The organism is Arthrobacter sp. MYb229 (assembly GCF_002975405.1).
Classification (GTDB): Bacteria; Actinomycetota; Actinomycetes; order Actinomycetales; family Micrococcaceae; genus Glutamicibacter.
In genome coordinates, this window is sequence record NZ_PCPS01000010.1 from 66,731 (window position 1) to 90,068 (window position 23,338).

Sequence of the window (23,338 nt, forward strand, 5' to 3'; positions counted from 1 at the left end):
AGTGATGAGCACACCGACTTTAACTAACGCTGATGCCTCGATGGCCCGTTTCGAGAAGCAAACCACACGTTATGGCTCTATCACCATGACGGCTGGATTGCTCTTCTCGCTGCTGGGCCCGGCCTATCTCGTGCTGTTCACCGATCTTGAGATCAGCCCAGCAATGATCTGGGTGGCATTCGCGGCTGTGGCCGCCACCTTCGGGGTCTTCTGGTTTGTGGAGCCGCTGACCTACTTCCCCATCCTCGGCTCAGCTGCTATGTATCAAGCTTTCATGATTGGCAACATCTCCAACAAGCTGCTGCCGGCGGCCATTGTGGCCCAATCCTCAATCGATGCCAAGCCAGGAACACGGCGTGGGGATTTGGCCGCCGTCATGGCGATTTGCGGGGCTGCCACTGTCCATCTGACCAGCTTGCTGGTCTTTGTCGGCTTCTTCGGTTCTTGGATGATTTCGGTCATTCCAACCGAAATGATCGAAGTTGCCCGCATCTACATCCTGCCGTCGCTGATGGGTGCAGTCCTAGTTCAAGCGATAGTTGCAATGAAGCAACCACGACCAACCCTGATCGCAATCCTGCTTTCACTAATCATGTATTTCGCTGTCATTCCTCTGGTGCCTTCGCTGGCGCTGTTCGCTACCGCTCTGGTTGTAGTATCTTCCATCATATTTTCCTGGATTTTCCGGAATCGCCGGACTGTCCATGCAAGCCCCGAAGACTAAAAGGATCCCCCATGAACCACGAAATTACCGCCTCGCTCAGCACAACTCTAGATAGCGAGCAAACCTCGGCCATGCACGAGATGTATCGTCATCTGCATGCCAACCCGGAACTCTCCATGCAGGAACATCGGACGGCAGCCTACATCTCGCAACAGCTCGATGCACTAGGTATCGAGAACTTCGCGTGCGGTGGAACCGGTGTAGTCGGGATCCAGCGCAATGGCGAGGGGCCTGTCATCGGGTTCCGGGCCGATACCGACGGCCTTCCTATCGCGGAGGATACCGGCGCCGACTACGCTTCCGGTGTTCGCGGCACGTTGGCAGACGGCACCGAAGTCCCTGTTATGCATGGCTGCGGACATGACACGCATGTGACTGCCGCTCTGACGTCAGCTGCTCTGTTGTCCGAACAGACCGACGCTTGGAGCGGTACCATCGTCTGGATCTTCCAGCCCGGTGAGGAAACAAGCGCCGGAGCCCGAGCCATGCTGGACGACGGACTTTGGGACAAGGCACCGCGACCAGACGTAATACTGGGCCAGCACGTCTTTCCGTTTGCCGCCGGTTCCATTGGAATCACTAGCGGACCGGCCATGGCCATGGCTGATTCGCTAAAAGTTACCTTGCGCGGTAAGCAGTCACACGGTTCTATGCCGCAGGACTCTATTGATCCGATCCTGCTTGGAGCGCATACGATCACGCGCTTGCAGGGTCTAGTATCCCGAGAGCTGCATCCACAAACGCCCGCCGTAGTTACCTGCGGCACCTTCCACGCGGGTCTGAAGGAAAATATCATTCCCGATCACGCCGAATTCACGCTGAATATCCGCACCCTCGACGACAGCGCACGCTCCAAGATCCTCAGCGGAGTAAAACGAATAGTCGAGTCCGAAGCCGCCGCTTCCAATGCACCAATTCCTGAAATCGTGAAGCTCAATTCATTCCCGAAACTTCACAACGATCCGGAACACACCGAACGAATCAAGCAGGCACTGACTGCAGAGTTGGGTGCCGACCAAGTAGCAGAGCTGCCCCCGGCTATGGGATCGGAAGATTTCGGCGCGCTAGGGGATGAAATAGCCGTTCCGTACGTATATTGGTTTTTCGGCGGATTTTTGCCGCGCACAGGCGATTTTCCAGTCAACCACTCGCCGTATTTCCTACCGGACTACGAACCAACGCTGGCAACCGGCGTACGTGCGGCAACGGCTGGGATTGGTCATTACCTGGCCAGATAGGGATCGTCCGGAATCCCCCGGGGACTGTTAGTTCAGGCTTCGCCCCCGGGGGATTCCCGCTACTCAGGCAGCTAGGGCGTGTCTCACAAACATTGCTGGGACCAGGCGATGACCGCGTTGAGCACCACCGCGGCGCGGAACACGATCGCGAGCTTGTCGGAGTGAACCGCCCTGGGTTTCGTTCCGTTCTTCATGCAAGGATGGAACCGAACCAGAGATGCTCTCCCGAGATGCGCGAGCGCGCCCTCCGGATGCTCGATGAAGCGCGCGCGAGCGGCGGTCGACCGAACCTGATGTCCGCGGTGCGGCATGCCGCCTCGGCCTGCTCGGTATGAGCGCCGCGACCGAATCAGCCCAGCGAACGCTCGCTGGATAGGGAACCCGATAGGGACGAAACTCAGAGCGATTCAGTTCGCGTCGTGACTGAACATGTTCGAAGGCTGGTTCTCGGTTCTCACCGCAAGGCGAGCTCATCGAGTGCCGCGCTGAGCGCATGAGCCAACGCCTGGCGGGTCGCCGGCGACAGTGCGGTCATCTCAGCCTCGGCATCGTTGTAGCGCGCGCGCGCGAGCCGCTCCAACAGGGCTCTGGTCTTCGCAGTGACAGTGATCGTCTTGCTCCGCCGGTCGACGGGACTCTTAGTACGGCGTAGGTAGCCCGCAGTTTCCAGACGATCGATCATCTGCGTCGCAGAAGGTTGTGACAGCCCGAGCGAGAAAGCGATCGTCGAGGGAGTCGATGCCGCGCCGCGCGCCACTCGATCAAGCAGGATCGCCTGGGTTGCCGTCACCGACGCTGCGTCGAGGACCGCCAGATCACCGCGGCGAACGCTGCGCACCCGGTCCGAGACTTGCACGAACAGCGCAGCGAGATTTGCGTCGTCGGTCATAGGTGCGGAGCGTTGAACATTACCTTTGCCGACTCATCCATCTTGGTGTTCTGGTAGGCGGTACAGAACCACCGCTGTCCACGACGTACGAACGTGAACGTCTGAAACTTGTCGTGAGGCGTATCCTCGGCACCTAAGCCGCCGACGGTGGTGAACACTGCCGAGGTCTCCGAAAGCTGCACCTTCCGGATCGGCGTCACCCGCATCTTCTTTCCATCGAGCCACTTCGAGAAAATCTCCGCGTGGCCCTCGACGATTCGCTGGCGGCCGTGCTGCAGCTCGCCGGACCAGGCCACGTAAGTCGCATCCTCTTCGAACTCGGCACCGTACGCCTCGGCATCTGCGTTGTTCCATGCATCGCGGATGCGGTCCAAGCATGCTTCAGGTGTATCCATTTCCGTCATCCTCCCGAGTAGTTGTCTCCATAGTAGTTCACGCGCATGAAGCATTCAAGTGGTGTGATGCATCGCTGGGGGGTGGCTCGTGCTCGTGTGATCTTGATCATGATGTCCTCGACGGTCTCAGTCCACATGAACGGTTGGGGGTCGTCGTTCCAATGTGAAGCTCAGTGGTCGATCGCGCTCTCTAGGACATGGCTTGTAAACATCGCTGGGTCCAGGCGATCACCGCGTTGAGCACCACGGCGGCGCGGAACACGATCGCGAGCTTGTCGTAGCGCGTCGCGAGCCCACGCCACTGCTTCACATCACTGAAGCGCCGCTCCACGACGTTGCGCCCCTTGTATTCGACTGCGTCGAAGCCAAGAGGGCGCCCGCCGCGCGACCCGCGTCGTTTGCGGTGAGCCTGCTGATCGCGCGGTTGCGGGATCACGGCGCGGATCCCGCGATCGCGCAGGTGGGCGCGGATTGCGCGGGAGGAGTACGCCTTGTCTCCACGGACCGCGTCGGGACGCGTGCGGGGACGCCCGAGTGGGCGCGCGACACGGAGCCTGGATAGCAGTGGCAGTAACGCGGGCGCATCGCCGGACTGGCCGGGCGCAACGGCGACCACCATCGGGAGCCCATGGTCGTCGACAAGCTGGTGGATCTTCGTCGACAGCCCGCCGCGGGAGCGTCCGACCGCGTGATCAGGCTGCTCGACGGCCGGATCCGTGTAATTCAATCCAGCCCCTGTGGGGCGCGTGACATTGGTCGCGTGCTGATGCGCACGGGCAATCGACGAGTCCACCGACACCGTCCAGCCGATCTTCCCGTCCCGATCAGCGGCGGCCAGCAGCCCCTGATGGATCTGGTCCCAGGTGCCGTCGCCGGCGAGGTTGCGGTGCCACCGCCACACGGTCTGCCATGGGCCGAACTCTCGCGGCAGGTCGCGCCACGCAATCCCGCACCGGTATCGGTAGATGATGCCCTCCACGATCGCCCGCGCGTCCGAGAACGGGCGGCCCTGGCGGCCCGTTCGGGACGGAAGGACCGGCGCGATCAACGCCCACTGATCATCGGAGAGGAGCTGGAAGCGCGACACCCCTCCAGAGTCTCAGCCAGACCGCTCAACCTTTATAAGACACGCCCTAGCGTTTCAGAGCTCGCTGCGCCCTTGCAGGTAGGCGCGCAGAACCTGCAGCACCCCGTGCTCGGTATTCGCCGGGGCGGTGAAGTTCGCCGCGGCGGCCACCACCGGGTGGGCGTTGGCCATGGCGAAGGAATAGGTGGCGGCCTTGATCATTTCCAGATCGTTCGGGTAGTCGCCGAAGACGGCCGTTTCATCGGCCCCGACGCCGAGTTTTTCCTGCAGCGCATTGAGCGCAAGGCCCTTGTGCACCCCATGGTTCATGGCATCGACCCAATGGCTTCCGGAGATCACCACCTGCAGCGGAACTTCCAGGGCCGCGGCCATCTCCTGCACCGCACCGGTGCCCACGTTCACCGCCATCTTGATGATCTCGTCCTGCACCTGAGTCAGGTCCTCGACGACCTGCACCGCACGGTAGTACGGGGCGATCGCGGCGGTGAAGGCCGCGTCGCTGCGTTCCACATAGGCGGTGCGCCGGCCGCAGAGCACCAGTCCGGCATCCAGCTGTTCCTGGGCGCGGACCGCGGCGATCACCGCGGCGACCGATGTTCCGGCGATGATGTTCGAGTAGATCTCGTTCTCGCCGTGCATCACCACGGTGCCGTTCTCGGCGATGATGGCGATTTCGCCCAATTGCGCGAACTGTTCGCGCAGCGTGGCGAACTGCCGCCCGGAGGCCGGGACAAAGCTGATGCCCTGCACCTGCAGTTCGTCGATCACGGCCCAGGCCGCCTCGGGGATTTGCCCCTCACCGTCCAAGAAGGTGCCGTCCATGTCAACGGCGACGAGCTTGATTTGGGCGTTCGGGTCAATGGTATGCATAGGTTCCTAAGTGCCCGAGTGCAAAGCGCGATGCGCGGCGCCCAGCACCCCGGCGGCGTTGTTGTATTCTGCCGGCACGAGTTTGGCCCGCAGCTTCAGTTGCGGCAAGAACTGCTCATGGTCTTCGGAGATCGCGCCGCCGATGACGATCAAATCCGGGCTGCAGAGGAATTCGACGTGGGACAGGTAGCGCTGCAGGCGCGCGATGTACTGCTCCCAATTGAGGTTCTCTTCGCGCATCACCCGGGCGGCGGCCTTGCTCTCCGCGTTGAATCCGTCGATCTCCAGGTGCCCGAACTCCACGTTCGGGAAGAGCACCCCGTCGCGGAAGAACGCCGATCCGATGCCGGTGCCCAAGGTCAGCAATAGGGTGCTGCCCTTGATCGGCCGGCCGTCCTGGGAGCCGGCGCCGGCGTACACCTCGGCCATGCCCGCCGCGTCCGCGTCGTTGAGCACGGAAACTTCGCGGCCCAGCACCTGGCTCAGCATCGACGTGGCGTCCAGCCCGATCCAGGCCTCGTCGATATTCGCGGCGGTATGCACTACCCCGTCGATCACCACGCCGGGCACGGTGACGCCGGCGGGAATACCGTCCAGCTCTTCGCCGGTGAGCCGCTGCAGCTCGCCGATAATCTCCGACATCACCTGGGCCACGGCGTCCGGGTGGGCGCCGTCCGGCGTGGTGGCCTGGCCGAAGGTGCTCTCCACGAGCTTTCCGGCGGCGTCGACCAAGGCGTATTTGATCGATGAGCCGCCCATGTCAAGGCCGATGGCAGCGTACTGCGACTCAGCTGCCGATGCGTCAGATGTTGCCATCAGGTACTCCCCTGCAAGAGGTTCAGGCCGTGGGGTATCGCACGGCAAGCAAACCAGAAACTATATTAAGGACTCTTTACAATAGCTAGCGGCGAGCTTCGCAGTCAACGCCTAGACGCCTTCTGCCCGGTAACTTGACCAAAGCTGCGCCAGATACCTGGACCTCGCCCCATGCAAAGCCCCGTGCAGTGCCGCATCCTCGCCCAGCGTGCTGATCTCAAACACGGTTCTCCCCGGCCCCATCCTACGCGCCAATGCGCTTTGCAGCGCAAAGGTGAAGGACTCGAAGGGGGCCAGCGGACCGCAGAGCACAAAGCGGTGCGGATCGAAAAATGCCAGCAGATTGCCCAGCACCTCGGCCAGCAGCTCGGTGAGCCCGGCGACCAGATCATCGGCCGGCTCTTCCCCACGCAGCGCCCGCAGCAGCCGGGCGCAATCCACCCGGGAGCTGTCCGCCTCGGTCAGCCCGGCATGGCTCAAGCGCTCCAGGAACGTGTGTTCCGCGAAGCGCTGCCCGCTCAGCTCGCCGGCGGTGCCGCTGGCGCCGCGATGCACCTTGGAGTCGATCACCAAGGCCGTGCCGATACCGGGACCCACGTAGAGCAGCACGAAGGATTGGGCAGCACGGCCCGCATCGAGTGCGATCTGCGCCTGCGCCATCCAGTTCACGTCATTGTCCAAGCTGGTCGGGGCCCCGGTCAGCTCGTGCACCACCGGCGCCAAAGAGGCCGAGGAACCGGCGAAAACCGGGGTGGGCAGCGCCGTGCTCCGCTCTCCGGCGCGCTGCACCGGCGAACTTTGCGACAGTGCCGCGCGAAGGGTTTTCCCGGGGCTGGCGTCGCATAGTTCGTGCACCATGCCCGCGGCCAGCTGCTGCACCGCCTCGGCGCTGGCCTCGATGGGTACCGCAAGGTGTGCGTCGGCCACGGTCCGGCCGGACAGATCGGTGGTGCGGCCCAGCAGCGTGCCGGCTTCCAGACTCAGCCCGAGCAGATGGCCAAAATCCTGGTTGATTCCGTAGCTCTCCGGGGCGCGTCCGCGCCGGACCGCGGCCTTCGGATCGTATTCGGCCGCTACGGAGCTGACCAGGCCGTTCTCCTGGAGGCGCAAGATCCCCTGGGAAGCGGTGGGTTTGGACAGGCCCAAGGAATCGGACATGTCGGTGCGCGTGGCGGGCTGGTGCAGGCACAGATAATCGAAGATCTGCCTATCGGTCAGCGTGGCCAGGGCGCGCGGTCCGGTGCTTGGCGCGGAGGTGCTCACCGGCTGCCCACCAGCCGAGCCCCGAGCCGTTCAAATTGCCGGACGCTCAAGCCGTGGGCGAGCAGGTAATCGCCGAGGGAGGCGGCGCGGCGGAAAAGCAGCCCGGACCGGATGCTTCCCCCGGCGGCGGGAATCCCACCGGCCTCACGCAGGTTCGGCAAGGCGGGCGGGTCATTCTTCACGGACATAATCGCTAAACTATCACGGCTGGCGACCTCGTCCGACGCGGTCAGTCGAAGGCGATCAGCTGGCGGATGGTGCTCCCATCGGCGAGCTCGTCGAAGGCCAAATTGATTTCGCTCAGCGGGCGCTGGCCGGTGAGCAGTTCCTCGACCGGCAGCAGCCCGTCGCGCCAGAGCTGTTCATAGTAGGGAATATCCCGGGCGGGGATGGCCGAGCCGAGGTAGGAACCGATGAGGGTGCGCGCGCCGCTGGTCAGCGCGAGCGGTTCGATTTCGGCAAGCGCTCCGGGAGCCGGGAGCCCCACGGTCACCAGCGTGCCGCCGATTGACGTGGCGCGTACCGCGGATTCAAACGCCTTTGGGTGGCCAGCGGCCTCGATCACCACGTCTGCGGTGATCCCCCTATCCGCGGCCTGATCCGGGGTGAGCGCCTCGGTGGCCCCGAGCTCCAGGGCGCGCTGGAGCTTATCGCGGTTCATGTCCACCGCGATCAGCCGGGCCGGGCGGGTCCAGCCGGCGGTATGGGCGATGGCTACCAGCAGCGCCGCCATGCCCACTCCGCCCAGGCCCAGCACCATCAGGGATTGGCCCTGCACCGGCCGGCCCGCGTTGAGTACCGCGCCTCCCCCGGTGAGCACCGCGCAGCCGAGCACCGCCGCCACCGCCGGCGGCACGTCTGCGCCGACCGGCACCACCGAGCGGCGGTCCAGCACCGCGTGGCTGGCGAAGGCCGAAACGCCCAGGTGATGGTGCAGCGGTTGGCCCTCGGCCGCGAGCCTGCGCGCACCGCTGAGCAAGGTGCCGGAGGCATTGCTCGCACTGCCGGCCGTGCAGGGCAGCTTGCCGCCGGTGGCGCAGGCGGCGCAGTTTTCGCAGCGCGGCAGGAAGACCGAGACCACCCGCTGGCCTACGTGCAGGTCGCTGACTCCCGCGCCGAGCGCCTCGATCAGTCCGGCGCTCTCATGGCCGAGCACCATCGGCAGCGGGCGGGGCCGGTTGCCGTCGATCACCGACAGGTCCGAATGGCATAACCCGGCAGCCTCGATGCGCACCAGCACCTCGCCGGGCCCGGGCTCGGCCAGCTGCACCTCGGTAACCCGCAGCGGCTTGCTCTGCGCGTAGGGGCGTGCGGCCCCCGACTGCTGAAGGACGGCGGCCCGGATGCTGCGCATTGCGTTACCGCCCCACGCTGACCTGCGGGGTGTAGCCGCGCACCACTCCGTCGGGCACCAGATTCTTCACGATCAGCGAGCAGTCCTTGTCCGCCAGGCCTTCGGCGATGAGCCTGTCGAAGTGCTCCCGGGCCAGTGTGGCGGCCGGCAGGTCGATCCCGGTCAGCGCCCCGGCGTCCAGCGCCAGGCCCACGTCCTTGCGGGCCAGATCCACGCGGAACGTCGCCTCGAAATTGTTGTTCGCCGCCGCCGTGTCGATCACTTCGGGCACCGGGTACCAGGTCTGCTGCGCCCAGGAACGCCCCGAGGAGACCGAGGCAATCTCCCAGAACACCTTCGCATCAAGCCCCAGGCGCTCGGCCAGCTGGGAGCCTTCGGCGCTGGCCATCAGGTCGATGAACAGCATCATGTTATTGCAGATTTTCGCCGCGATCCCGGAGGTCGGTCCGCCGGCGACGATGGTCTTGGCCGACATCGGGGAGATCAGCTGCACCGCCCGGTCCATCAGTTCGGCCCGGCCGCCGAGCATGAAGGCGAGCGTGCCGGCCGCCGCCCCGGAGATCCCGCCGGAGACCGGCGCATCGACGAAGTCCAGGCCGCGTTGCGCGCTGCCCTCGTGCAGCGCTCGGGAGGATTCGATATCCACGGTGGAGGAATCGAGCAGCAGCATATCGCTCGTGGCGTTGGCCCACACCCCCTCGGGCGCCTCGTACACCGCACGGACATGCTCGCCCTTGGGCAGCATGGTGAATACCGCGTCGGCGCCGGTCATCGCCTCAGCGATGCTGGCCGCGATCTGCACGCCGGCCGCCTCGGCCGCGGCACAGGCCTCGGCGTTCAGGTCATAACCGCGCACCGTATGCCCTGCACGCACCAGGTTCCCGCTCATCGGAGCACCCATATTGCCCAAGCCGATCCATGCGTAAACGCTCATTGCCGTACCCTCCGTAGCCTTGTTGACCTAACTAATTCCCAGCGTAGATGCGGCGGATCACAACCTCAACGCACAAGGAAAGGTCATTATTGCAACACTGCTGTGCGCTGGTGCACACTGTATGGATGGACCGCCAGATCGATTACCGCCACCTCGAATCCCTGATCGCCTTCTTGACGGTGGCGCGCCTGGGCCGCTACACCGCTGCCGCGAGCGTGCTCGGGGTCAACCATTCGACGATCTCCCGGCGCATCGCCGCGCTGCAGAAAGCCATGGGCGGACAGCTGCTCACCCGCACGCCGAACGGCTGGGAGCTGACCGATCTGGGCCGGCGCGCAATGATTTCCGCCGAGGCCATCGAACAGGCGGTGGCGGCGATTGGCACCGAGGAGGACACCGGACAGCTCACCGGGCATGTGCGGGTCGCCGCGCCCGACGCGTTCAGCGCCCACCTGGCCGCCCCGGCGCTGGCCAGGCTCCACGAAGAGCACCCGCAGCTGGTATTCGAGATCGTTTCGGAAACCACCCGGGCGCGGCAGACACGCACCGGCATGGACCTGGAGATCGTCATCGGCGAACCGCATGTGCGCCGCGCGGTGTCCTCGAAGCTGATGGACTATGAACTGCGGCTCTACGCCACCGCCGAATATCTGGAGCGCCGCGGCACCCCCACCGCATTGGAAGATCTGCGCGAGCACTACCTGAACTACTACATCGACACCGCGCTGACCGTGGACAAGCTCGACGACGCGACCAGCCTATTTCCCCCGATGCGCCGTTCGGTGTCCTCCACCAGCATCGCCGTGCAATTCGCCGCGACGATGAACCACGCCGGACTCGGCCTGCTGCCGGTCTTCCTCTCCGAGCAGTACCCGAACCTGGTGCCGGTGCTGCACGATCGGTTCTCCTACACCTCGGAATACTGGCTGGTGGGCCGCGAGGAGGCGCTGCGCAACAAGGCGGTTCAGGCGACGGTGCGTGCGCTGAACGATGCCGCCGCACATGGCACCTGGTTCATCCCGCCCTTCCCCTGCTGAACCGGTGCACTGCCTAGGCGGAGGGCGGCCGCGAACCCGTCGCCCCTCGCTTGCTGCCAGTCCGCACTAGTCGCTGCCCGCCGTTGCTCGGGCACGGTGTCTGCGGACAGCCGCCCGGTTCGCGCAGCGCACCGAGCAATACTGCTGCCTGCCGTTGCGCGTCACATCGGCCACTACCGCCGTGCAGGGATCCCCCGGCGTCGATCCCGCAGCGCAGCGGTGCAGGCGATGCATCCCACGGGTCGTGAGATGCAAGGCGGTGCCCACGCTGAAAACAGCCGAGAGCACGTGGGGCAAGGCGCGCGCGTCGGCATCCCGATAGTGCAGATGCCACCCTTCATCATCGTGGTCGGTAAGCCGCGGATACGCAGAGGCGGTGGCCATGTGCTCATTGAGGATGCGCGCACGCTCTTGCGGGTCTGGTGCATCCACCACGGTCAGCCAGTCGTCGATGACACGGCGAACCGCATTGTAGTCCCCCCTTTCCTCGGGAAAGGGAACTGTCATTCCGAATTCCCGTGCGCGAGAGACGATTCCGGCACGGTCTTCCGGCCAGGACGAGGCGAGCGAGGCAGCTAGCAGAACCGCATATTCTCCGTAAGGGTTGAGATGCATAAGACCATTACATCATGGTAGTAGTATGCACATTGAACAGAACATCAAAACTCAGCAAAACACGTCGCTCGTCGGCACCCACGAGCACAGCTGGATCAGCGAGTCCAAGCACCCTACTTCGATCGGCTATGTCATCTACGTGCGTTGCATTGAATGTGGAGTGCGGCGAGTCGACATCCAGAACCAAACGAACCTCGTACCAACGCCGCTGAGCGCCGAGCTGCGCCCCCTGCCAGATCGGGCATCGAGCAATGTGAGGCAGAGGAGCAACTGACGGTTTCTCTCCTCTGCCGAACAGCGGTCCGAGCACCCGCAGACCGGGCTGCCGTTTCGCGGCAACCGGACCACCATCCACGAACTTGGCGCCCGAACACAGATGAATAAATTTTTCAGTCACCCACGCACGGCCAGCCCACTCGATCAGCAAATCTGCCTCGCGCCGCACGAACCAGGGCACCGACTGACTGAGAATATTCTTCACTCAGCCACCAAACCCGACCACCAACCAGCCACCAAGACACACGCCACGCAGACCAGTAGCCGGCACCAAGAACACCGCGCCCCCGGCAACCGGTAAACAAGTATCAGATAGGTAATGTGATCTAGCGGCGGTGAATGAAAAAATCACTCACCCAACAACCCAGCAACGCAACTAGCTAGCAATCCGATCCGGCGGATCAACCCAACCCAACACCCGACGCACCCGATCAGTCAGCCCCACCTCCCGCACCGGAGTCCGGTCATGAACGTGATCGAAGTTCTGCACCACCTGAACGCTGCCCGGCAACTCCAGACAGACCAACCCATGAGGAGTCCGCCAACCCACCGACCCATCAGGGCGGTAAATCGACTGCCACCCCAACGCGTGTTTCAACATCTGATGCCGCTTGCAGAGCAACTTCGTATTACTCCGATCCGTGTGCCCGCCCTTGGCCCAATCCTCCACATGATCAATCTCCGAAGTCTCCGCGGTACGCCGGCACCCCGGGAAGCAGCAATGCACCTCCCGCACCCGCAACAAATCCTTCAACGCCTGCGAAGGACGATACTTCTGCCGCCCCACATCGATCGCGGCCCCGGTCCACGGATCGGTCAGCACCCGCAGCATCGACGGAGCGTCCTTCGCCAACGCCAAGGCCGTGCCCACCGGGATCGGCCCATACCCTTCCAAATCCGCCAACGCCCGCTTGGGATCCGCCAAGGTCTCCACCGCCGGGATAGTCAACGCCACCCGCGTTTTCAACGGCGTCCCACCCGTTGCCGGCCACCCATCGAGCAGGGCATCACGGAAAATATCAGCCTCCCGCTGCCCCTGGGTACGGGAATCGTCAGGATCCACATCATGCCTCGCGAAATACTTCACCGTGTTGACCATGGAAATAATATCCGCCGCCGGAGCACGCAACTTCAACGCCGCCATCCCGTCCGCTTCACTCCAATGCGTCAACGCCCGGGACTCCTTCGCCGCCTCATGGCGCTCCTGCGCCGATTCGGGGTTCATCCGGTCATGCATCCGCCGAGCACGCTGGCTCACGGCCGCATCCGACGCGGTTTTCGCCATCGGCAACAGCACATGCTCCATCCGCCGGATATCGGCGGACCCCAAATCCTGAGCCTGCTTCACGATATCCCCCGCCGCCTTCGTGGTGATCTCCCCGGCAGCCAAAGCATCCAGCGTGTCCGTGCACAAATGGCGCAGCCCGTCGGCAATGAACAGCTTCCCGCGGACCTTCTCCTCGGACTCACGCAACGCCACGGCGGCTTCGGCGATGAAGTTCGAACGGATGATCTGCTCGGCGGCCGGGTCCACGCCGTAGTAGTTCGCGCTGATCCGCTCACGGCGTTGCTGCTCGGTTTCCGTCTTCGGATCCGCACTGCTGTTTTCGGCCACGACCTGGGCGACCAGTTCCACCGAGTCCGAAAGAGTCACCGCCTCGGCCGCGTCGAGCATGCGCCGCAGCCTCGCGAGCTTCTGCAGCCGCACCAGCCCTGAGCCCGGATCCTGCAACGGCGGCAGGTTGTAGAGTTCGGCGGCCAGCGCCGCGATCTGGCTGAAATACTTCTCATGCTCAACCAAGGAGGTCAACAACCCGTCAGGATGGGAAGCAACCCGGTGTCCTGGCGGGTTCAGCGGGAGACGATGGGTATCATCGTCGCTCTGAAATATCTCTTGTAGTCCCATGTTCAATGATCTCGCGGGCTACGGACTGTTTGAGCGGGGTTTTAGCCCAATGTGGAAAAGTATTGAGTGGCGAATCAGGTTCACTTCCGATGCTGCTCTGCGATGCGGCAACGATTGCTAGAACCTCATCGTGGCATGGCAACGGCCGGCCCCTGCGCGGAGCCGGCCGCGTTCTTCTGCCTATTTTTTGACCTTTACCGCCTCGTTGAGCAGCCCGGTGTCGATGCGGTCCTGCTCGTCGATAGCGGCCAGGCTAATCCCCTTCGTCTCCTTCATGAAGTAGACGGCCACCATGGTGACAAGCGCGGCGAAGACGATGTAACCGGCCACCGGCACCCAAGAACCATAGACCTTCAGCAGGAAGGTGGCGATAATCGGCGCCATCGACCCGGCGACGATCGAGGTGACCTGATAGCCCAGCGAGACACCGGAGTAGCGCATGCGGGTGGGGAACATTTCTGCCATGATCGCCGGCTGACCGGCATACATCAATGCGTGCACGGCCAAGCCACCGGTGATGGTCAACAGGATCACGAAGTCGTTTGCGGTATTGAACAGCGGGAAGGCGATCACGCCCCAGAAGGCCATCAGGATCACCCCGGTGGCATAGACCGGTCGGCGCCCACGGGTGTCGGTCATCCTGCCGACCAGCGGCACTAGGACCGCATGGAAGATGTGCGCGAGCAGCATCAACCCGAGAATCGTGGAGGTATCCATCTTCAGTTGGGTGGCCATGTAGGTGATGGAGAAGGTCACCACCATGTAGTACATGATGTTCTCCCCGAAGCGCAGGCCCATGGCCGTGAACACCCCACGCGGGTAGCGGCGGAAGACCTCTTTGACGCCGTATCCGGCTGCCGCGTTCTGTTCCAGCTCGGCCTTGGCCTCCTGGAAGATCGGGGCGTCCGAGACACGGGTGCGGATGTAGTAGCCGACGACCACGATCACTACCGAAAGCCAGAAGCCCACACGCCAACCCCAGGCGAGGAAGGCTTCCTCACTGAGTGTGGAGGAGAGCACCAGCAGCACGATGGTGGCCAGCAGGTTGCCGATCGGCACCGCCGCCTGCGGCCATGAGGACCAGAAGCCGCGCTCCTTGTTCGGCGCATGTTCGGCCACCAGCAAGACCGCGCCGCCCCACTCGCCGCCGACGGCGAAGCCCTGCAGGAAGCGCAGCACGATCAGCAGGATCGGTGCCGCGTAGCCGATCGCGTCGAAGGTCGGCAGGCAACCCATGAGGAAGGTAGTCGCGCCGACCAGCACAATCGCGATCTGCAAGAGGTGCTTTCGTCCGTACTTGTCGCCGAAGTGGCCGAAGACGATGCCGCCGATCGGGCGGGCGACAAAACCGACCGCGTAGGTCAGAAACGCCTTGATGATGTTATCCAGCTCGTTGGCCGATTCGGGGAAAAAGACCTTGTTGAAGACCAGCGTCGCGGCGGTGGCATAAAGGAAGAATTCGTACCATTCCACGACGGTGCCGGCCATGGAAGCGGAGACGACGCGGCGCAGCCCCTTGCGTTCGGCCTTGGTTGAGGTTTCGGATACCAATGGTTTTCCTTCCAGCCAAGAGATTCGATTTCGAACCCCACCTGTGATGATCAATCACGAGTATGTCCTAGATCACACTTGGAAGGTAGGTGTCAGCACGCCAATACGGGCTCCTCTTTCGCACATTGAGCGTGCATCAATGCACAACGGCTTCGGGTCGGGCGGGGATGCGGTGCCGCGATCTGCCGGCGAGCGCCGGCTGTTTGCCGCGCCGAGCAGTTCCAGCGCCGCTGTAGCGCAGACAGTCGAAGAGACCTATGATTTTCCCATGAGGATGATAAAAACTTTGCCTGTCGTCACCCTGCTAGCGGCACTGGCTTTCTCATTGGCTAGTTGCACCGGGGATGCATCAGAGATCGACCCGACACCAGAAGCTTCCGCTGACCAGCCCGTAGGCAGCGATGAGAGCGATGGCGCAATGTTCGGCCAACAGCAAGCTGCGTTATCCTCAACCAATCCGAAGGCAGCGATCATTGCCCAAGCCACCGGCAGCGGAAGCATCACTGTCGACGTTGCTTCTCTTCCCGATGAGCACACGCAGCTAGGCGCTGCGGTGCTCTGCACCGGAAGCGGTGATTGGGAGTTGCAGCTCACGAACCACGGCAGTAGCTCGGCCACCGGAGGGTGCACCACCCAGGGCGCAAGCAGCATGAGCGCACCGGTAGGCGCCCGGCCCACGGAGCAACGAATAGAAATTACCGCCGAGAAGGACTCCAAAATTTGGGTCACGGTGTTCGTCGATGAGTAGGCTACGTGATGGATAAGGAGCACAAATGAGCGATACACCCGCAGTCCTCGGGGTCGAGGTCGACCCGCAAACGCGCTGCGCCCACTACCATCAGGACTTCGATGTCATCGCCATCAAGCACTTCTGCTGCGGACAGTACTATCCGTGCCACCTGTGCCACGCGGAAGTTGCCGGGCACCAGGTACGGCTCTGGCCGGCCGAGCGCTTCGGCGAACCGGCGGTGCTCTGCGGGGTCTGCAAGGCCCAGCTGAGCATCACGCAATATTTGGGCGCGAGTACCTGCCCCGCCTGCGCCGCGCTCTTCAACCCCGGGTGCAAGCTGCACCTGGAACTGTATTTCGAGGTCTAGAGCAGCCCCGAGTCCGGGACGTCCAATCCGAGCAGGGCATTTTCCACGACCTCCATCAGCGCCGGATGGATCCAGTACTGGCCGGTGGCCGCGGTGTGCGCATCGATGCCCAGGTTCATCGCCATAATCACCGGCTGGATGAGGTTCGAGGCCTCCGGCCCCATGGCGTGGGCACCGACCAGCTTGCCGGTGCGCTTGTCGGCGAGCACCTTGAATAGTCCGGTGCGGTCCTCCATCGCCCAGCCATAGGCGGTGTCCCCGAATTTCTGCGTCTTCACGGTGAGGTGCTCCGCGCCGAGCTGCGCGCGCGCTTCTTGCTCGGTGAGCCCGATGGTGGCAAGTTCCGGGTGGGTGAACACCGCCGCCGGGACCGCGCGGTCGGAGTTCTTGCGCAGCTCTCCGGGATGCTCCAGGTTGTGGGCGACGAGCCGCGCCTCGTAGTTCGCCACATGCTTCAGCTGCGTTTCGGAGCTGATGTCCCCCAGCGCGTAGGTGCCAACCACCGGCTGCCCGCCGCGCAGCACCCGCTGGTATTCATCCACCTGCAGCCGGCCGTCCTCGTGCAGATCCAGGCCGGCTTCCCGCGCGCCGATCAGATCCGTATTCGGGGTGCGGCCGATGGCCACGAGCACCGCATCGGCACGCAGCGTTTCTCCCCCGAGCTCCACGTCCAGCCCGGAGTCGGCCGGGCGCAGCGCGCGGGCTTCGGTGTGATAGCGCACCTGCCAGTGCGCGGTCGCCTCCGCGTTGTAGGCCTCGCTGATCTCGGCATCCAGGTGGCGCATCAGCGCCCCGGAGCGCACCAGCTGGATGACCTCGGAGCCCAGGGCGGAGAAGATGGCGGCGAACTCGCAGGCGATGTAGCCGCCGCCGATGATCACCAGCCGTTCGGGAAGCTGCGCCAGGCGCATGATGGTGTCCGAGGTGTGCACCCCGTCCAGGTTGATGCCTTCCAGCGCGGGCAGGGTGGGGCGGGATCCGGCGGCGATGACTAGCTGCTCGGCGGTGATCTCGGTGCCGTCTTCGGCCCGCAGGGTCTTGCCCTCGCGCAGCGTGACGAACTGGGAGATGAGCTCGACGTGCTCCAGCCGCTTGCGGTAGTCCTCCCCGCCGGCGGAGATCGGGTCGATGCGCCCGAAGATCCGATCGCGGATGGCGAGCCAGTCGATCTTCTCCACGGCCAGCTGCATCCCGAGCCGGGCCGCCTCTTCGATGCCGCGGGCCAGATGGGCGGGGCGGACGAACATCTTCGTCGGGATGCAGCCCACGTTCAGGCAGGTGCCGCCGAAGGTCGACCCCTCGGCGATGGCTACCTGCTTGTCGTCCCAGTAGTCGGTAATCAGCGAGTTGCCGGAACCTGAGCCAATGATTGCGAGATCTACGTTGCGCCGAGTCATGGCTTCATCGTAGGCCAGCGGCGGTTCCGCAGAGCTATTTTCGCCTCCGGGCGAAGCTTCATGACCTCGCGGACTGCGCCTCGAAGAATCCGGGAACCTGCGGGACGACGAGCACCGGACGGGACTGGCGATGGGCCAGCGCGACGGCGATCGATCCGTCCATGAGTTCTTCCATCCGGCTGCGCAGCCCCGGACGCCGGGTGCCGATGGCGATCAGCTGCGCGTTGAGCTCATCGGCCACCCGCATCAACGCCTTGGCCGGATCGCCGGCGACGGTGCGCGCCGCCCAGCTGACCTTCGTCCCGGCGAAGGCCTGCGAAAGCTGTTCGGCGAGCGCCGCGGAGAAATCCTGCTGGAACTGCTCATCCCCATCGAAGGTGGTGTCTTCGACAATTTCCCCGGTGGGCAGGCGTTCGGTGACAAAACGACCGGAGTCCGCATAGAGGCACATGATCTTCGCGCCCGTGGCCTCGGCCAGCTCGATGACGGCTTCGAGGACCGTCGGCGACTGTCCCGGTTCAACCCCAACTAACAAAATACGCTCGGTCATCATGACTCCCACGGATCGTGCCGAGTGCGGATTCCCATCCGCCGCAACGAGATTGCGTCGCTAATCCCAGTATGCCAGCGCGCCGGAGTCTTGTCCGCAAATTTTTGCCGCCGGACACCGGCGGGCCGGCCCGAAAATGGACCGGCCCGCCAGGTGCCCTGCTGCTGTCGAACGTGCTGTGCCTAGCTGACCGGGTCCGCGGCGAACTCGGCCATCGCGTCGATCATCCAGTGCACCACATGTTCGGTGAACGAGGCGCGCGGCATGACATACCAGCTGTTCTCCGCGGTGCGCCAGAGCAGGATCGGCACATTCGCTACCGTGGTGGTGATCGCCTGGTTGACCGCGAAGGCCCGCGGATGCAGATCGGCCGGGCAGCTCTTGCGCAGCACCAAGGTGGCCCCGGCACCGCGCAGCTCCAGCACCGCACGGTTCGCCGAAAGGTCGATCACCTGGCCCGGCGCCTGACCCAGGGCGGAGTCCAGCGGCTCGGTGAGCTCCTGTCCGGCGGCGTTGAAGGCCATGAATTCGTCCGGCCCGAGCCAGAGCACCGCGGTGCCGGCTACGCTCCCGGCGACCTCGCCGACGCCGGTCGGCAAGCCCACGCCGGTGGCCTCGGCGAGCGCCTGATGCCCGGCGCTGCCGGGAACCGCGCGCAGCGACACCGCGCTGGCCAGCGCAATCTCGCGCAATGCGACGGCGCGCGTCCCGGCGACGGAGGCCTGGGCCATCGCCTCGGCCAGGTGCGCGGCCGGGGAGCGGCGCAGGTCGGTGGTTGGTTCGATCACGCTGTGCTTAGCCATCTCGGCGGCTGCCTTCCGGGTCGTAGAGTACGGTTTCGCAGACCTCGACGTCGACCAGCTGGTCGCCGACGGGGGCCTTGAGGACTTCACCGATGCGGTTGAAGCCGTTCTTGATCAGGGCCAGGCCGAAGGTTCGGCCCAGCGCGGGCGAGTTGTAGGAGCTGGTGACCCAGCCTTCCATCGGGACCGGGCCGTCGGCCGGGGTGACCGGGGTTCCGGCTCCGACCAGCGCGGTGCCTTCGGGCAGGCGCAGGGTCTTGTCCACCGGCAGCACGGAGACCAGCTGCTTGCGGTCCGCGCGCTGGTTGTCATCGCGGTTGAAGGAGCGGTTTCCCACGAAATCCTTCAGCTTCGAGACCACCCAGCCCATGGCCGCATCCTGCGGGGTCACCGTGCCGTCGGTGTCCTGCCCGACGATGATGAAGCCCTTTTCGGCGCGCAGCACGTGCATGGTTTCGGTGCCGTACGGGGTGATGTTGTATTCCTCGCCGGCCGCGTAGACGGCCTCCCAGGTGCCCAGCCCGTACCAGCTCGGCACCGCGATCTCGAAGGCGAGTTCCCCGGAGAAGGAGATCCTGCTGATCCGTGCCGGGGTGCCGTTTTCCAGCGTGGTGTCCACGAAGGCCATGAACTTGAACGCCTCGTTGGACACGTCCAGTTCCGGGGCGAGCTTGGAGATCACCGCGCGGGACTTCGGCCCGACCACCGCGACGGTGGCCAGCTGCTCGGTGACCGAGGTGCACACGACATCCAGCTCCGGCCATTCGGTCTGCAGCCACTCCTCCAGCCAGTCCAGCACCTCCGCGGCGCCGCCGGTGGTGGTGTGCATCAGGAAGCGGTCCTCGGCCAGGCGCAGGGTCACCCCGTCGTCGAAGATCATCCCGTCCGCGTGGCACATGACCCCGTAGCGGCCCATGCCGACCTTCAGCTTGGTGTAGCCGTTGGTGTAGATGCGGTTCAGGAATTCGGCCGCGTCCGCCCCGCGGATCTCGATCTTGCCCAGCGTGCTGGCGTCCAGCATGCCCACCGAGTCGCGCACCGCGGCGCATTCGCGGTAGACCGCCGCGTCCATGTCCTCGCCCGCCTGCGGGTAGTACCAGGGGCGCTTCCACTGCCCGACGTCCTCGAACGCGGCGCCTTGGGCCAGGTGCCAGGGGTGCATGGCGGTGATGCGGGCCGGGTCCAGCAGCTGGCCGCGGTTCCGCCCGGCGAGGGCGACAAAGGAGACCGGGGTGTAGGGGGCGCGGAAGGTGGTGGTGCCGATCTCGGCCGGGTTTTCGATGCCCAGCACCGCGGCGATCACGCCGATGGCTGCCACCCCGGAGGTCTTGCCCTGGTCGTTGGCGGTGGAGATCGAGGTGTAGCGCTTCACATGTTCCACCGAGCGCATGCCCGCTCCGGTGGAGCGCAGCACCTCGGCCACGGTCTGGTCGCGCTGCAGGTCCACGAAGTGGTGCTTGTAGTGCACCGCGTCCTCGCCCTGGCGCGAGGGGATCAGCCAGACCGGGCGGGTTTCGCCCAGGGCCACCTCGATGGCTTCGGGCACGCGGGCGATCGTCGCGAAGCCGGCGGCGGTGGCCGCCGCGGCACCTGCGGCGGCGCCCCCGGCCAGCGCGCCGGCGGTGTCGAAGCGGCCGGTGAGCGAACCGGCGAGGTGCTGGTTGGCGACGGGTGCCGCGGGCAGGAACGCGTGCACGGTGGAATCCCAGGCGAGCTTGCCCTGGCGCTGGGAGTGCAGGTGCACCACCGGGTTGAAGCCGCCGGAGATGGCCAGCGTGTCCGCGGCCAGGCGCTGCGCGGCGCCGATGTTGTTCTGCGCATCCAGGCTGGCGACCCAGACGGCCGACAGCTCGCCGTTGGCGCCCGCCTCGGTATCCACGACCACCGAGCCGGTGATCACGTGCACCCCGGCGCCGACCGCCTCGGCGGCAGCCACCGAGACGTTTTCGCGGGCGTCGACGACCGCGACGACCCCGCCGCTGGCGGCCAGCTCGGTGACCAGCGGGTAGACCGAGTCGTTGGTGGTGGCCACGAGGATCTGCGCGCCGGCGCGCACCCCGTAGCGGTTCAGGTAGGAGCGCACGGCGCCGGCGAGCATAATGCCCGGGCGGTCGTTGTTCTCGAAGACCAGCGGACGCTCGTGGGCGCCGGTGGCGAGCACCACCTGCCCGGCACGGATATGCCAGACGCGTTCGCGCGAAACCCCCGGAGCCGGCGCATCGTCCAGATGCGCGGTGCGGCGCTGCACGGCGATCACGTAGTTCGAGTCGTAGCTGCCCAGCGCCGTGGTGTGCTGCAGGTGGGTGGTCTCCTCTGCGGCCTCAAGCTCGGCGGTGACCTGGGCGATCCACTGGCAGGAGTCGATCCCGTCGATCTGTTCGTCCGGCGCGTCGAGCAGCCGTCCGCCGGCTTCGGCGCGCTCATCGAGCAGCATCACCCGCGCCCCGCTGCGGGCGGCCTCGCGGGCGGCGGCCAGGCCTGCCGGACCGGAGCCGACCACCAGCACGTCGGTGTGCACATGCGCGTGGTCGTAGTAGGCCTCGTCCTTGCGCGGGTCCATGGTGCCCAGGCCCGACAGGGTGCGGGCGGACAGCCCCTGGGCGGCGGGAACCACCGGGGCGGCGAGCATCGACTCGTCCACGTCGTCGCTGTGCCGCGCGTGGATGTGGACCAGCGCGTTGGGCTCCTCCACCCCGGCGGCGAAGATGCCGCGCGGGCGATTCAGGTACAGCGAGTCGCCCACCCGGCGGATGCCGGAGGCCAGCATCGCGCTGGCCAGGGTATCCCCGCGCAACGCGGACAGCGGCTGGCCGTTCAGCTTCACGTCGAGCGGCTGCGCGTAGTCCACCCGGGCGTCGACTGCCTGCGCAGCGTCCAGACGGTATGAATCGGTGGTGCTCATCGGGTGCCTCCCTCGGTGTTTTGCAGTTCCGGGCGGGCTTCGCCGGCGCCGTAGATTGCCTTGAATTCGTATGTGACGGTGTCGCGCAGGGCGTTGAACCATTTGCGGCACCCGGCGGCGTGCACCCAGCGTTCGGCGTTGATGCCTCGGGGATTCTTGCGGTAGAACAGGTACTGCGCCCATTCCTTATCGCTCAGCGCCTGCGGGTCGTCCGGGTAGGCGACGTGCGCCTGGCCGCCGAATTTGAATTCGGTTTCGTTGCGTGGCCCGCAGTTCGGGCAGTCAATCAGCATCATGAGTTGGTTCCCTTTCTTAGTGGGCCACGGCTGCGGCGCCGTGTTCGTCGATGAGGTAGCCGGTTTCGAAGCGTTCCAGCGCGAACGGCTTGTTCAGCTTGTGCGGCTCGTCGTTGGCGATGGTGTGCGCGAAGGTCCAGCCGGCACCCGGGGTGCCCTTGAAGCCGCCGGTTCCCCAGCCGCAGTTGACGTAGAGGTTCTCGACCTGGGTCTTGGAGATGATCGGCGAGGCATCCATGGTGGTGTCCACAATGCCGCCCCAGGTGCGCAGCACGTGGGCTCGGGCGAAGATCGGGAAGAGCTCCACGGAGGCCGCCATCTGCTCCTGGATCACGTGGAAGGCACCGCGCTGGCCGTAGCCGTTGTAGGAGTCGATGCCCGCGCCCATCACCAGTTCGCCCTTATGCGCCTGCGAGACGTAGACGTGGATGTGGTTGGACATGACCACCGTCGGGTGCACCGGTTCGAAGAGTTCGGAGACCAGTGCCTGCAGCGGGTGGGACTGGATCGGCAGGTCGACGCCGGCCATTTCGGCCAGCACCGAGGAGTGGCCGGCGCCCGCGAGGGCGACCTTGCCGGCGAGAATGGTGCCGCGGTTGGTCTTCACTCCGGTGACCTTGTTGCCGTCCTTGAGGATTCCGGTGACTTCGCAGTTCTGGATCAGGTCCACGCCCAGCTCGTTGCACTTGCGGGCGAAGGCCCAGGCAACGTGGTCATGCTTGGCGATGCCGGCACGGGGCTGGTAGGTGGCGCCCATGATCGGGTAGCGGATGTCGTCGGAAATGTTGATGATCGGGCAGGCTTCCTTGACCTGTTCCGGGCTCAGCCATTCGGCGTCCACTCCGTTGAGCTTATTCGCCTCCACGCGGCGTACCGATTCGCGCACATCTCCCAGGGTGTGGGCCAGGTTCATCACTCCGCGCTGGGAGAAGAGGAAGTCGTATTCCAGTTCCTCGGGCAGCTGCTCCCAGAGCTTCAGGGAGTGCTCGTAGATGCCTGCGGATTCGTCCCACAGGTAGTTCGAACGGATGATGGTGGTGTTGCGGGCCATATTTCCGCCGGCCAGCCAGCCCTTTTCAAGGACGGCGATATTTGTCATGCCGTGGTTCTTGGCCAGGTAGTAGGCGGTCGCCAGTCCGTGCCCGCCGCCGCCGACGATCACCGCATCGTAGGACTTTTTCGGGTCCGGGTTATTCCAGAGAAATTCTGGGTGCTCGGGAAGCAGGTCAGCCATGATTATGCTCCAATCTTCTGCAGGTTTGGGTAGAGCGGGTGAGCCTGCGCCAGATCCAGCACACGCTGCTTCAACTCCGGCAACACACCAGCATTACCATCAGC

Annotated in this window: 24 protein-coding genes; 5 read left to right on the forward strand and 19 right to left on the reverse strand. The window is 64.8% G+C overall.

Annotation, left to right across the window (positions count from 1 at the left end; genetic code table 11):
• Positions 1–4 precede the first annotated feature (4 nt).
• Together CQ019_RS17590 and CQ019_RS17595 are read left to right on the forward strand one after the other, a co-directional pair.
• The gene (locus tag CQ019_RS17590; RefSeq protein ID WP_105570270.1) at positions 5–724 is read left to right on the forward strand and encodes a hypothetical protein; all 720 of its coding nucleotides are present in this window, start codon (positions 5–7) and stop codon (positions 722–724) included.
• Positions 725–735: 11 nt separating this feature from the next.
• Complete coding sequence (locus CQ019_RS17595; RefSeq protein ID WP_181148609.1) at positions 736–1,962, forward strand: amidohydrolase; 1,227 nt, start codon at positions 736–738, stop codon at positions 1,960–1,962.
• Positions 1,963–2,416: 454 nt separating this feature from the next.
• On the opposite strand, the gene CQ019_RS17600 is transcribed toward CQ019_RS17595, so the two are convergent.
• The 9 genes from CQ019_RS17600 to mmsB form a co-directional block, all read right to left on the reverse strand.
• Positions 2,417–2,851, reverse strand: coding sequence for a MarR family transcriptional regulator (locus tag CQ019_RS17600; protein ID WP_105554486.1), 435 nt, complete (start codon positions 2,849–2,851; stop codon positions 2,417–2,419).
• Complete coding sequence (locus tag CQ019_RS17605) at positions 2,848–3,246, reverse strand: SgcJ/EcaC family oxidoreductase (protein WP_181148610.1); 399 nt, start codon at positions 3,244–3,246, stop codon at positions 2,848–2,850. Before CQ019_RS17605 ends, CQ019_RS17600 begins: the two co-directional genes overlap by 4 nt.
• A gap of 190 nt (positions 3,247–3,436) precedes the next feature.
• Entirely contained in the window at positions 3,437–4,333 is an 897-nt protein-coding gene (locus tag CQ019_RS17610; protein ID WP_105554484.1) for an IS5 family transposase, read from the reverse strand.
• Positions 4,334–4,387: 54 nt separating this feature from the next.
• Positions 4,388–5,203, reverse strand: coding sequence for a Cof-type HAD-IIB family hydrolase (locus CQ019_RS17615; RefSeq protein WP_105570271.1), 816 nt, complete (start codon positions 5,201–5,203; stop codon positions 4,388–4,390).
• A gap of 6 nt (positions 5,204–5,209) precedes the next feature.
• Positions 5,210–6,019 carry a polyphosphate--glucose phosphotransferase gene (gene ppgK / locus CQ019_RS17620; protein ID WP_105570272.1) on the reverse strand — a complete coding sequence of 270 codons (810 nt, stop codon included), beginning with the start codon at positions 6,017–6,019 and terminating at the stop codon, positions 5,210–5,212.
• Positions 6,020–6,130: 111 nt separating this feature from the next.
• Positions 6,131–7,282: an ROK family transcriptional regulator gene (locus tag CQ019_RS17625; RefSeq protein WP_105570273.1), complete on the reverse strand. Its 1,152-nt coding sequence runs from the start codon at positions 7,280–7,282 to the stop codon at positions 6,131–6,133.
• On the reverse strand, positions 7,279–7,470 hold the full coding sequence (locus CQ019_RS17630) for a hypothetical protein (RefSeq protein WP_105570274.1): 192 nt from the start codon (positions 7,468–7,470) through the stop codon (positions 7,279–7,281). Before CQ019_RS17630 ends, CQ019_RS17625 begins: the two co-directional genes overlap by 4 nt.
• A gap of 41 nt (positions 7,471–7,511) precedes the next feature.
• Positions 7,512–8,636, reverse strand: coding sequence for an alcohol dehydrogenase catalytic domain-containing protein (locus CQ019_RS17635; RefSeq protein WP_105554479.1), 1,125 nt, complete (start codon positions 8,634–8,636; stop codon positions 7,512–7,514).
• Between the two features lie 4 nt (positions 8,637–8,640).
• Positions 8,641–9,570 (reverse strand): 3-hydroxyisobutyrate dehydrogenase, encoded by a 930-nt coding sequence (mmsB, locus tag CQ019_RS17640; protein WP_105570275.1) that lies wholly within the window; start codon positions 9,568–9,570, stop codon positions 8,641–8,643.
• Between the two features lie 125 nt (positions 9,571–9,695).
• Here mmsB and CQ019_RS17645 point away from each other — a divergent pair, with 125 nt between their 5' ends.
• Positions 9,696–10,607: a LysR family transcriptional regulator gene (locus CQ019_RS17645; RefSeq protein ID WP_258134089.1), complete on the forward strand. Its 912-nt coding sequence runs from the start codon at positions 9,696–9,698 to the stop codon at positions 10,605–10,607.
• A 66-nt stretch (positions 10,608–10,673) separates the two neighbouring features.
• Here CQ019_RS17645 and CQ019_RS17650 read toward each other — a convergent pair whose 3' ends face one another.
• The 4 genes from CQ019_RS17650 to CQ019_RS17665 form a co-directional block, all read right to left on the reverse strand.
• The gene (locus CQ019_RS17650; protein ID WP_105570276.1) at positions 10,674–11,222 is read right to left on the reverse strand and encodes a CGNR zinc finger domain-containing protein; all 549 of its coding nucleotides are present in this window, start codon (positions 11,220–11,222) and stop codon (positions 10,674–10,676) included.
• A gap of 7 nt (positions 11,223–11,229) precedes the next feature.
• Positions 11,230–11,703 (reverse strand): hypothetical protein, encoded by a 474-nt coding sequence (locus CQ019_RS18615; RefSeq protein WP_181148611.1) that lies wholly within the window; start codon positions 11,701–11,703, stop codon positions 11,230–11,232.
• Positions 11,704–11,874: 171 nt separating this feature from the next.
• Positions 11,875–13,311 (reverse strand): HNH endonuclease signature motif containing protein, encoded by a 1,437-nt coding sequence (locus tag CQ019_RS17660; RefSeq protein WP_181148612.1) that lies wholly within the window; start codon positions 13,309–13,311, stop codon positions 11,875–11,877.
• Positions 13,312–13,584: 273 nt separating this feature from the next.
• Entirely contained in the window at positions 13,585–14,955 is a 1,371-nt protein-coding gene (locus CQ019_RS17665; protein WP_308727267.1) for an MFS transporter, read from the reverse strand.
• A 268-nt stretch (positions 14,956–15,223) separates the two neighbouring features.
• Between CQ019_RS17665 and CQ019_RS17670 the strand changes: the two genes are divergently transcribed.
• Both CQ019_RS17670 and CQ019_RS17675 read left to right on the forward strand, forming a co-directional pair.
• Positions 15,224–15,703 (forward strand): hypothetical protein, encoded by a 480-nt coding sequence (locus CQ019_RS17670; protein WP_146112510.1) that lies wholly within the window; start codon positions 15,224–15,226, stop codon positions 15,701–15,703.
• Between the two features lie 25 nt (positions 15,704–15,728).
• Positions 15,729–16,052: a CHY zinc finger protein gene (locus CQ019_RS17675; RefSeq protein WP_181148613.1), complete on the forward strand. Its 324-nt coding sequence runs from the start codon at positions 15,729–15,731 to the stop codon at positions 16,050–16,052.
• Here the strand turns inward: CQ019_RS17675 and CQ019_RS17680 are convergent.
• The 6 genes from CQ019_RS17680 to CQ019_RS17705 form a co-directional block, all read right to left on the reverse strand.
• Entirely contained in the window at positions 16,049–17,449 is a 1,401-nt protein-coding gene (locus CQ019_RS17680) for a mycothione reductase (RefSeq protein WP_105570278.1), read from the reverse strand. The two genes, CQ019_RS17675 and CQ019_RS17680, sit on opposite strands and share 4 nt — an antisense overlap.
• A 58-nt stretch (positions 17,450–17,507) precedes the next feature.
• Entirely contained in the window at positions 17,508–17,999 is a 492-nt protein-coding gene (locus CQ019_RS17685; protein WP_181148614.1) for a universal stress protein, read from the reverse strand.
• A 182-nt stretch (positions 18,000–18,181) separates the two neighbouring features.
• Entirely contained in the window at positions 18,182–18,802 is a 621-nt protein-coding gene (gene soxG / locus CQ019_RS17690; protein WP_105554470.1) for a sarcosine oxidase subunit gamma family protein, read from the reverse strand.
• A complete protein-coding gene (locus tag CQ019_RS17695; protein ID WP_105570279.1) occupies positions 18,795–21,704 on the reverse strand; it encodes a sarcosine oxidase subunit alpha family protein in 2,910 nt (969 codons plus the stop codon). Before CQ019_RS17695 ends, soxG begins: the two co-directional genes overlap by 8 nt.
• Positions 21,701–22,000: a sarcosine oxidase subunit delta gene (locus CQ019_RS17700; protein WP_105554468.1), complete on the reverse strand. Its 300-nt coding sequence runs from the start codon at positions 21,998–22,000 to the stop codon at positions 21,701–21,703. Before CQ019_RS17700 ends, CQ019_RS17695 begins: the two co-directional genes overlap by 4 nt.
• A 16-nt stretch (positions 22,001–22,016) precedes the next feature.
• Positions 22,017–23,234 carry a sarcosine oxidase subunit beta family protein gene (locus tag CQ019_RS17705; protein WP_096286670.1) on the reverse strand — a complete coding sequence of 406 codons (1,218 nt, stop codon included), beginning with the start codon at positions 23,232–23,234 and terminating at the stop codon, positions 22,017–22,019.
• Positions 23,235–23,338 lie beyond the last annotated feature (104 nt).

Coding starts and splice junctions, on each gene's coding strand:
- CQ019_RS17590 (WP_105570270.1), top strand. CDS start 5: ATGAGCACACCGACTTTAACTAACGCTGATGCCTCGATGGCCCGTTTC.
- CQ019_RS17595 (WP_181148609.1), top strand. CDS start 736: ATGAACCACGAAATTACCGCCTCGCTCAGCACAACTCTAGATAGCGAG.
- CQ019_RS17600 (WP_105554486.1), bottom strand. CDS start 2,851: ATGACCGACGACGCAAATCTCGCTGCGCTGTTCGTGCAAGTCTCGGAC.
- CQ019_RS17605 (WP_181148610.1), bottom strand. CDS start 3,246: ATGGATACACCTGAAGCATGCTTGGACCGCATCCGCGATGCATGGAAC.
- CQ019_RS17615 (WP_105570271.1), bottom strand. CDS start 5,203: ATGCATACCATTGACCCGAACGCCCAAATCAAGCTCGTCGCCGTTGAC.
- ppgK (WP_105570272.1), bottom strand. CDS start 6,019: ATGGCAACATCTGACGCATCGGCAGCTGAGTCGCAGTACGCTGCCATC.
- CQ019_RS17630 (WP_105570274.1), bottom strand. CDS start 7,470: ATGTCCGTGAAGAATGACCCGCCCGCCTTGCCGAACCTGCGTGAGGCC.
- CQ019_RS17635 (WP_105554479.1), bottom strand. CDS start 8,636: ATGCGCAGCATCCGGGCCGCCGTCCTTCAGCAGTCGGGGGCCGCACGC.
- mmsB (WP_105570275.1), bottom strand. CDS start 9,570: ATGAGCGTTTACGCATGGATCGGCTTGGGCAATATGGGTGCTCCGATG.
- CQ019_RS17645 (WP_258134089.1), top strand. CDS start 9,696: ATGGACCGCCAGATCGATTACCGCCACCTCGAATCCCTGATCGCCTTC.
- CQ019_RS17650 (WP_105570276.1), bottom strand. CDS start 11,222: ATGCATCTCAACCCTTACGGAGAATATGCGGTTCTGCTAGCTGCCTCG.
- CQ019_RS17670 (WP_146112510.1), top strand. CDS start 15,224: ATGAGGATGATAAAAACTTTGCCTGTCGTCACCCTGCTAGCGGCACTG.
- CQ019_RS17675 (WP_181148613.1), top strand. CDS start 15,729: ATGAGCGATACACCCGCAGTCCTCGGGGTCGAGGTCGACCCGCAAACG.
- CQ019_RS17680 (WP_105570278.1), bottom strand. CDS start 17,449: ATGACTCGGCGCAACGTAGATCTCGCAATCATTGGCTCAGGTTCCGGC.
- CQ019_RS17685 (WP_181148614.1), bottom strand. CDS start 17,999: ATGACCGAGCGTATTTTGTTAGTTGGGGTTGAACCGGGACAGTCGCCG.
- soxG (WP_105554470.1), bottom strand. CDS start 18,802: ATGGCTAAGCACAGCGTGATCGAACCAACCACCGACCTGCGCCGCTCC.
- CQ019_RS17695 (WP_105570279.1), bottom strand. CDS start 21,704: ATGAGCACCACCGATTCATACCGTCTGGACGCTGCGCAGGCAGTCGAC.
- CQ019_RS17700 (WP_105554468.1), bottom strand. CDS start 22,000: ATGATGCTGATTGACTGCCCGAACTGCGGGCCACGCAACGAAACCGAA.
- CQ019_RS17705 (WP_096286670.1), bottom strand. CDS start 23,234: ATGGCTGACCTGCTTCCCGAGCACCCAGAATTTCTCTGGAATAACCCG.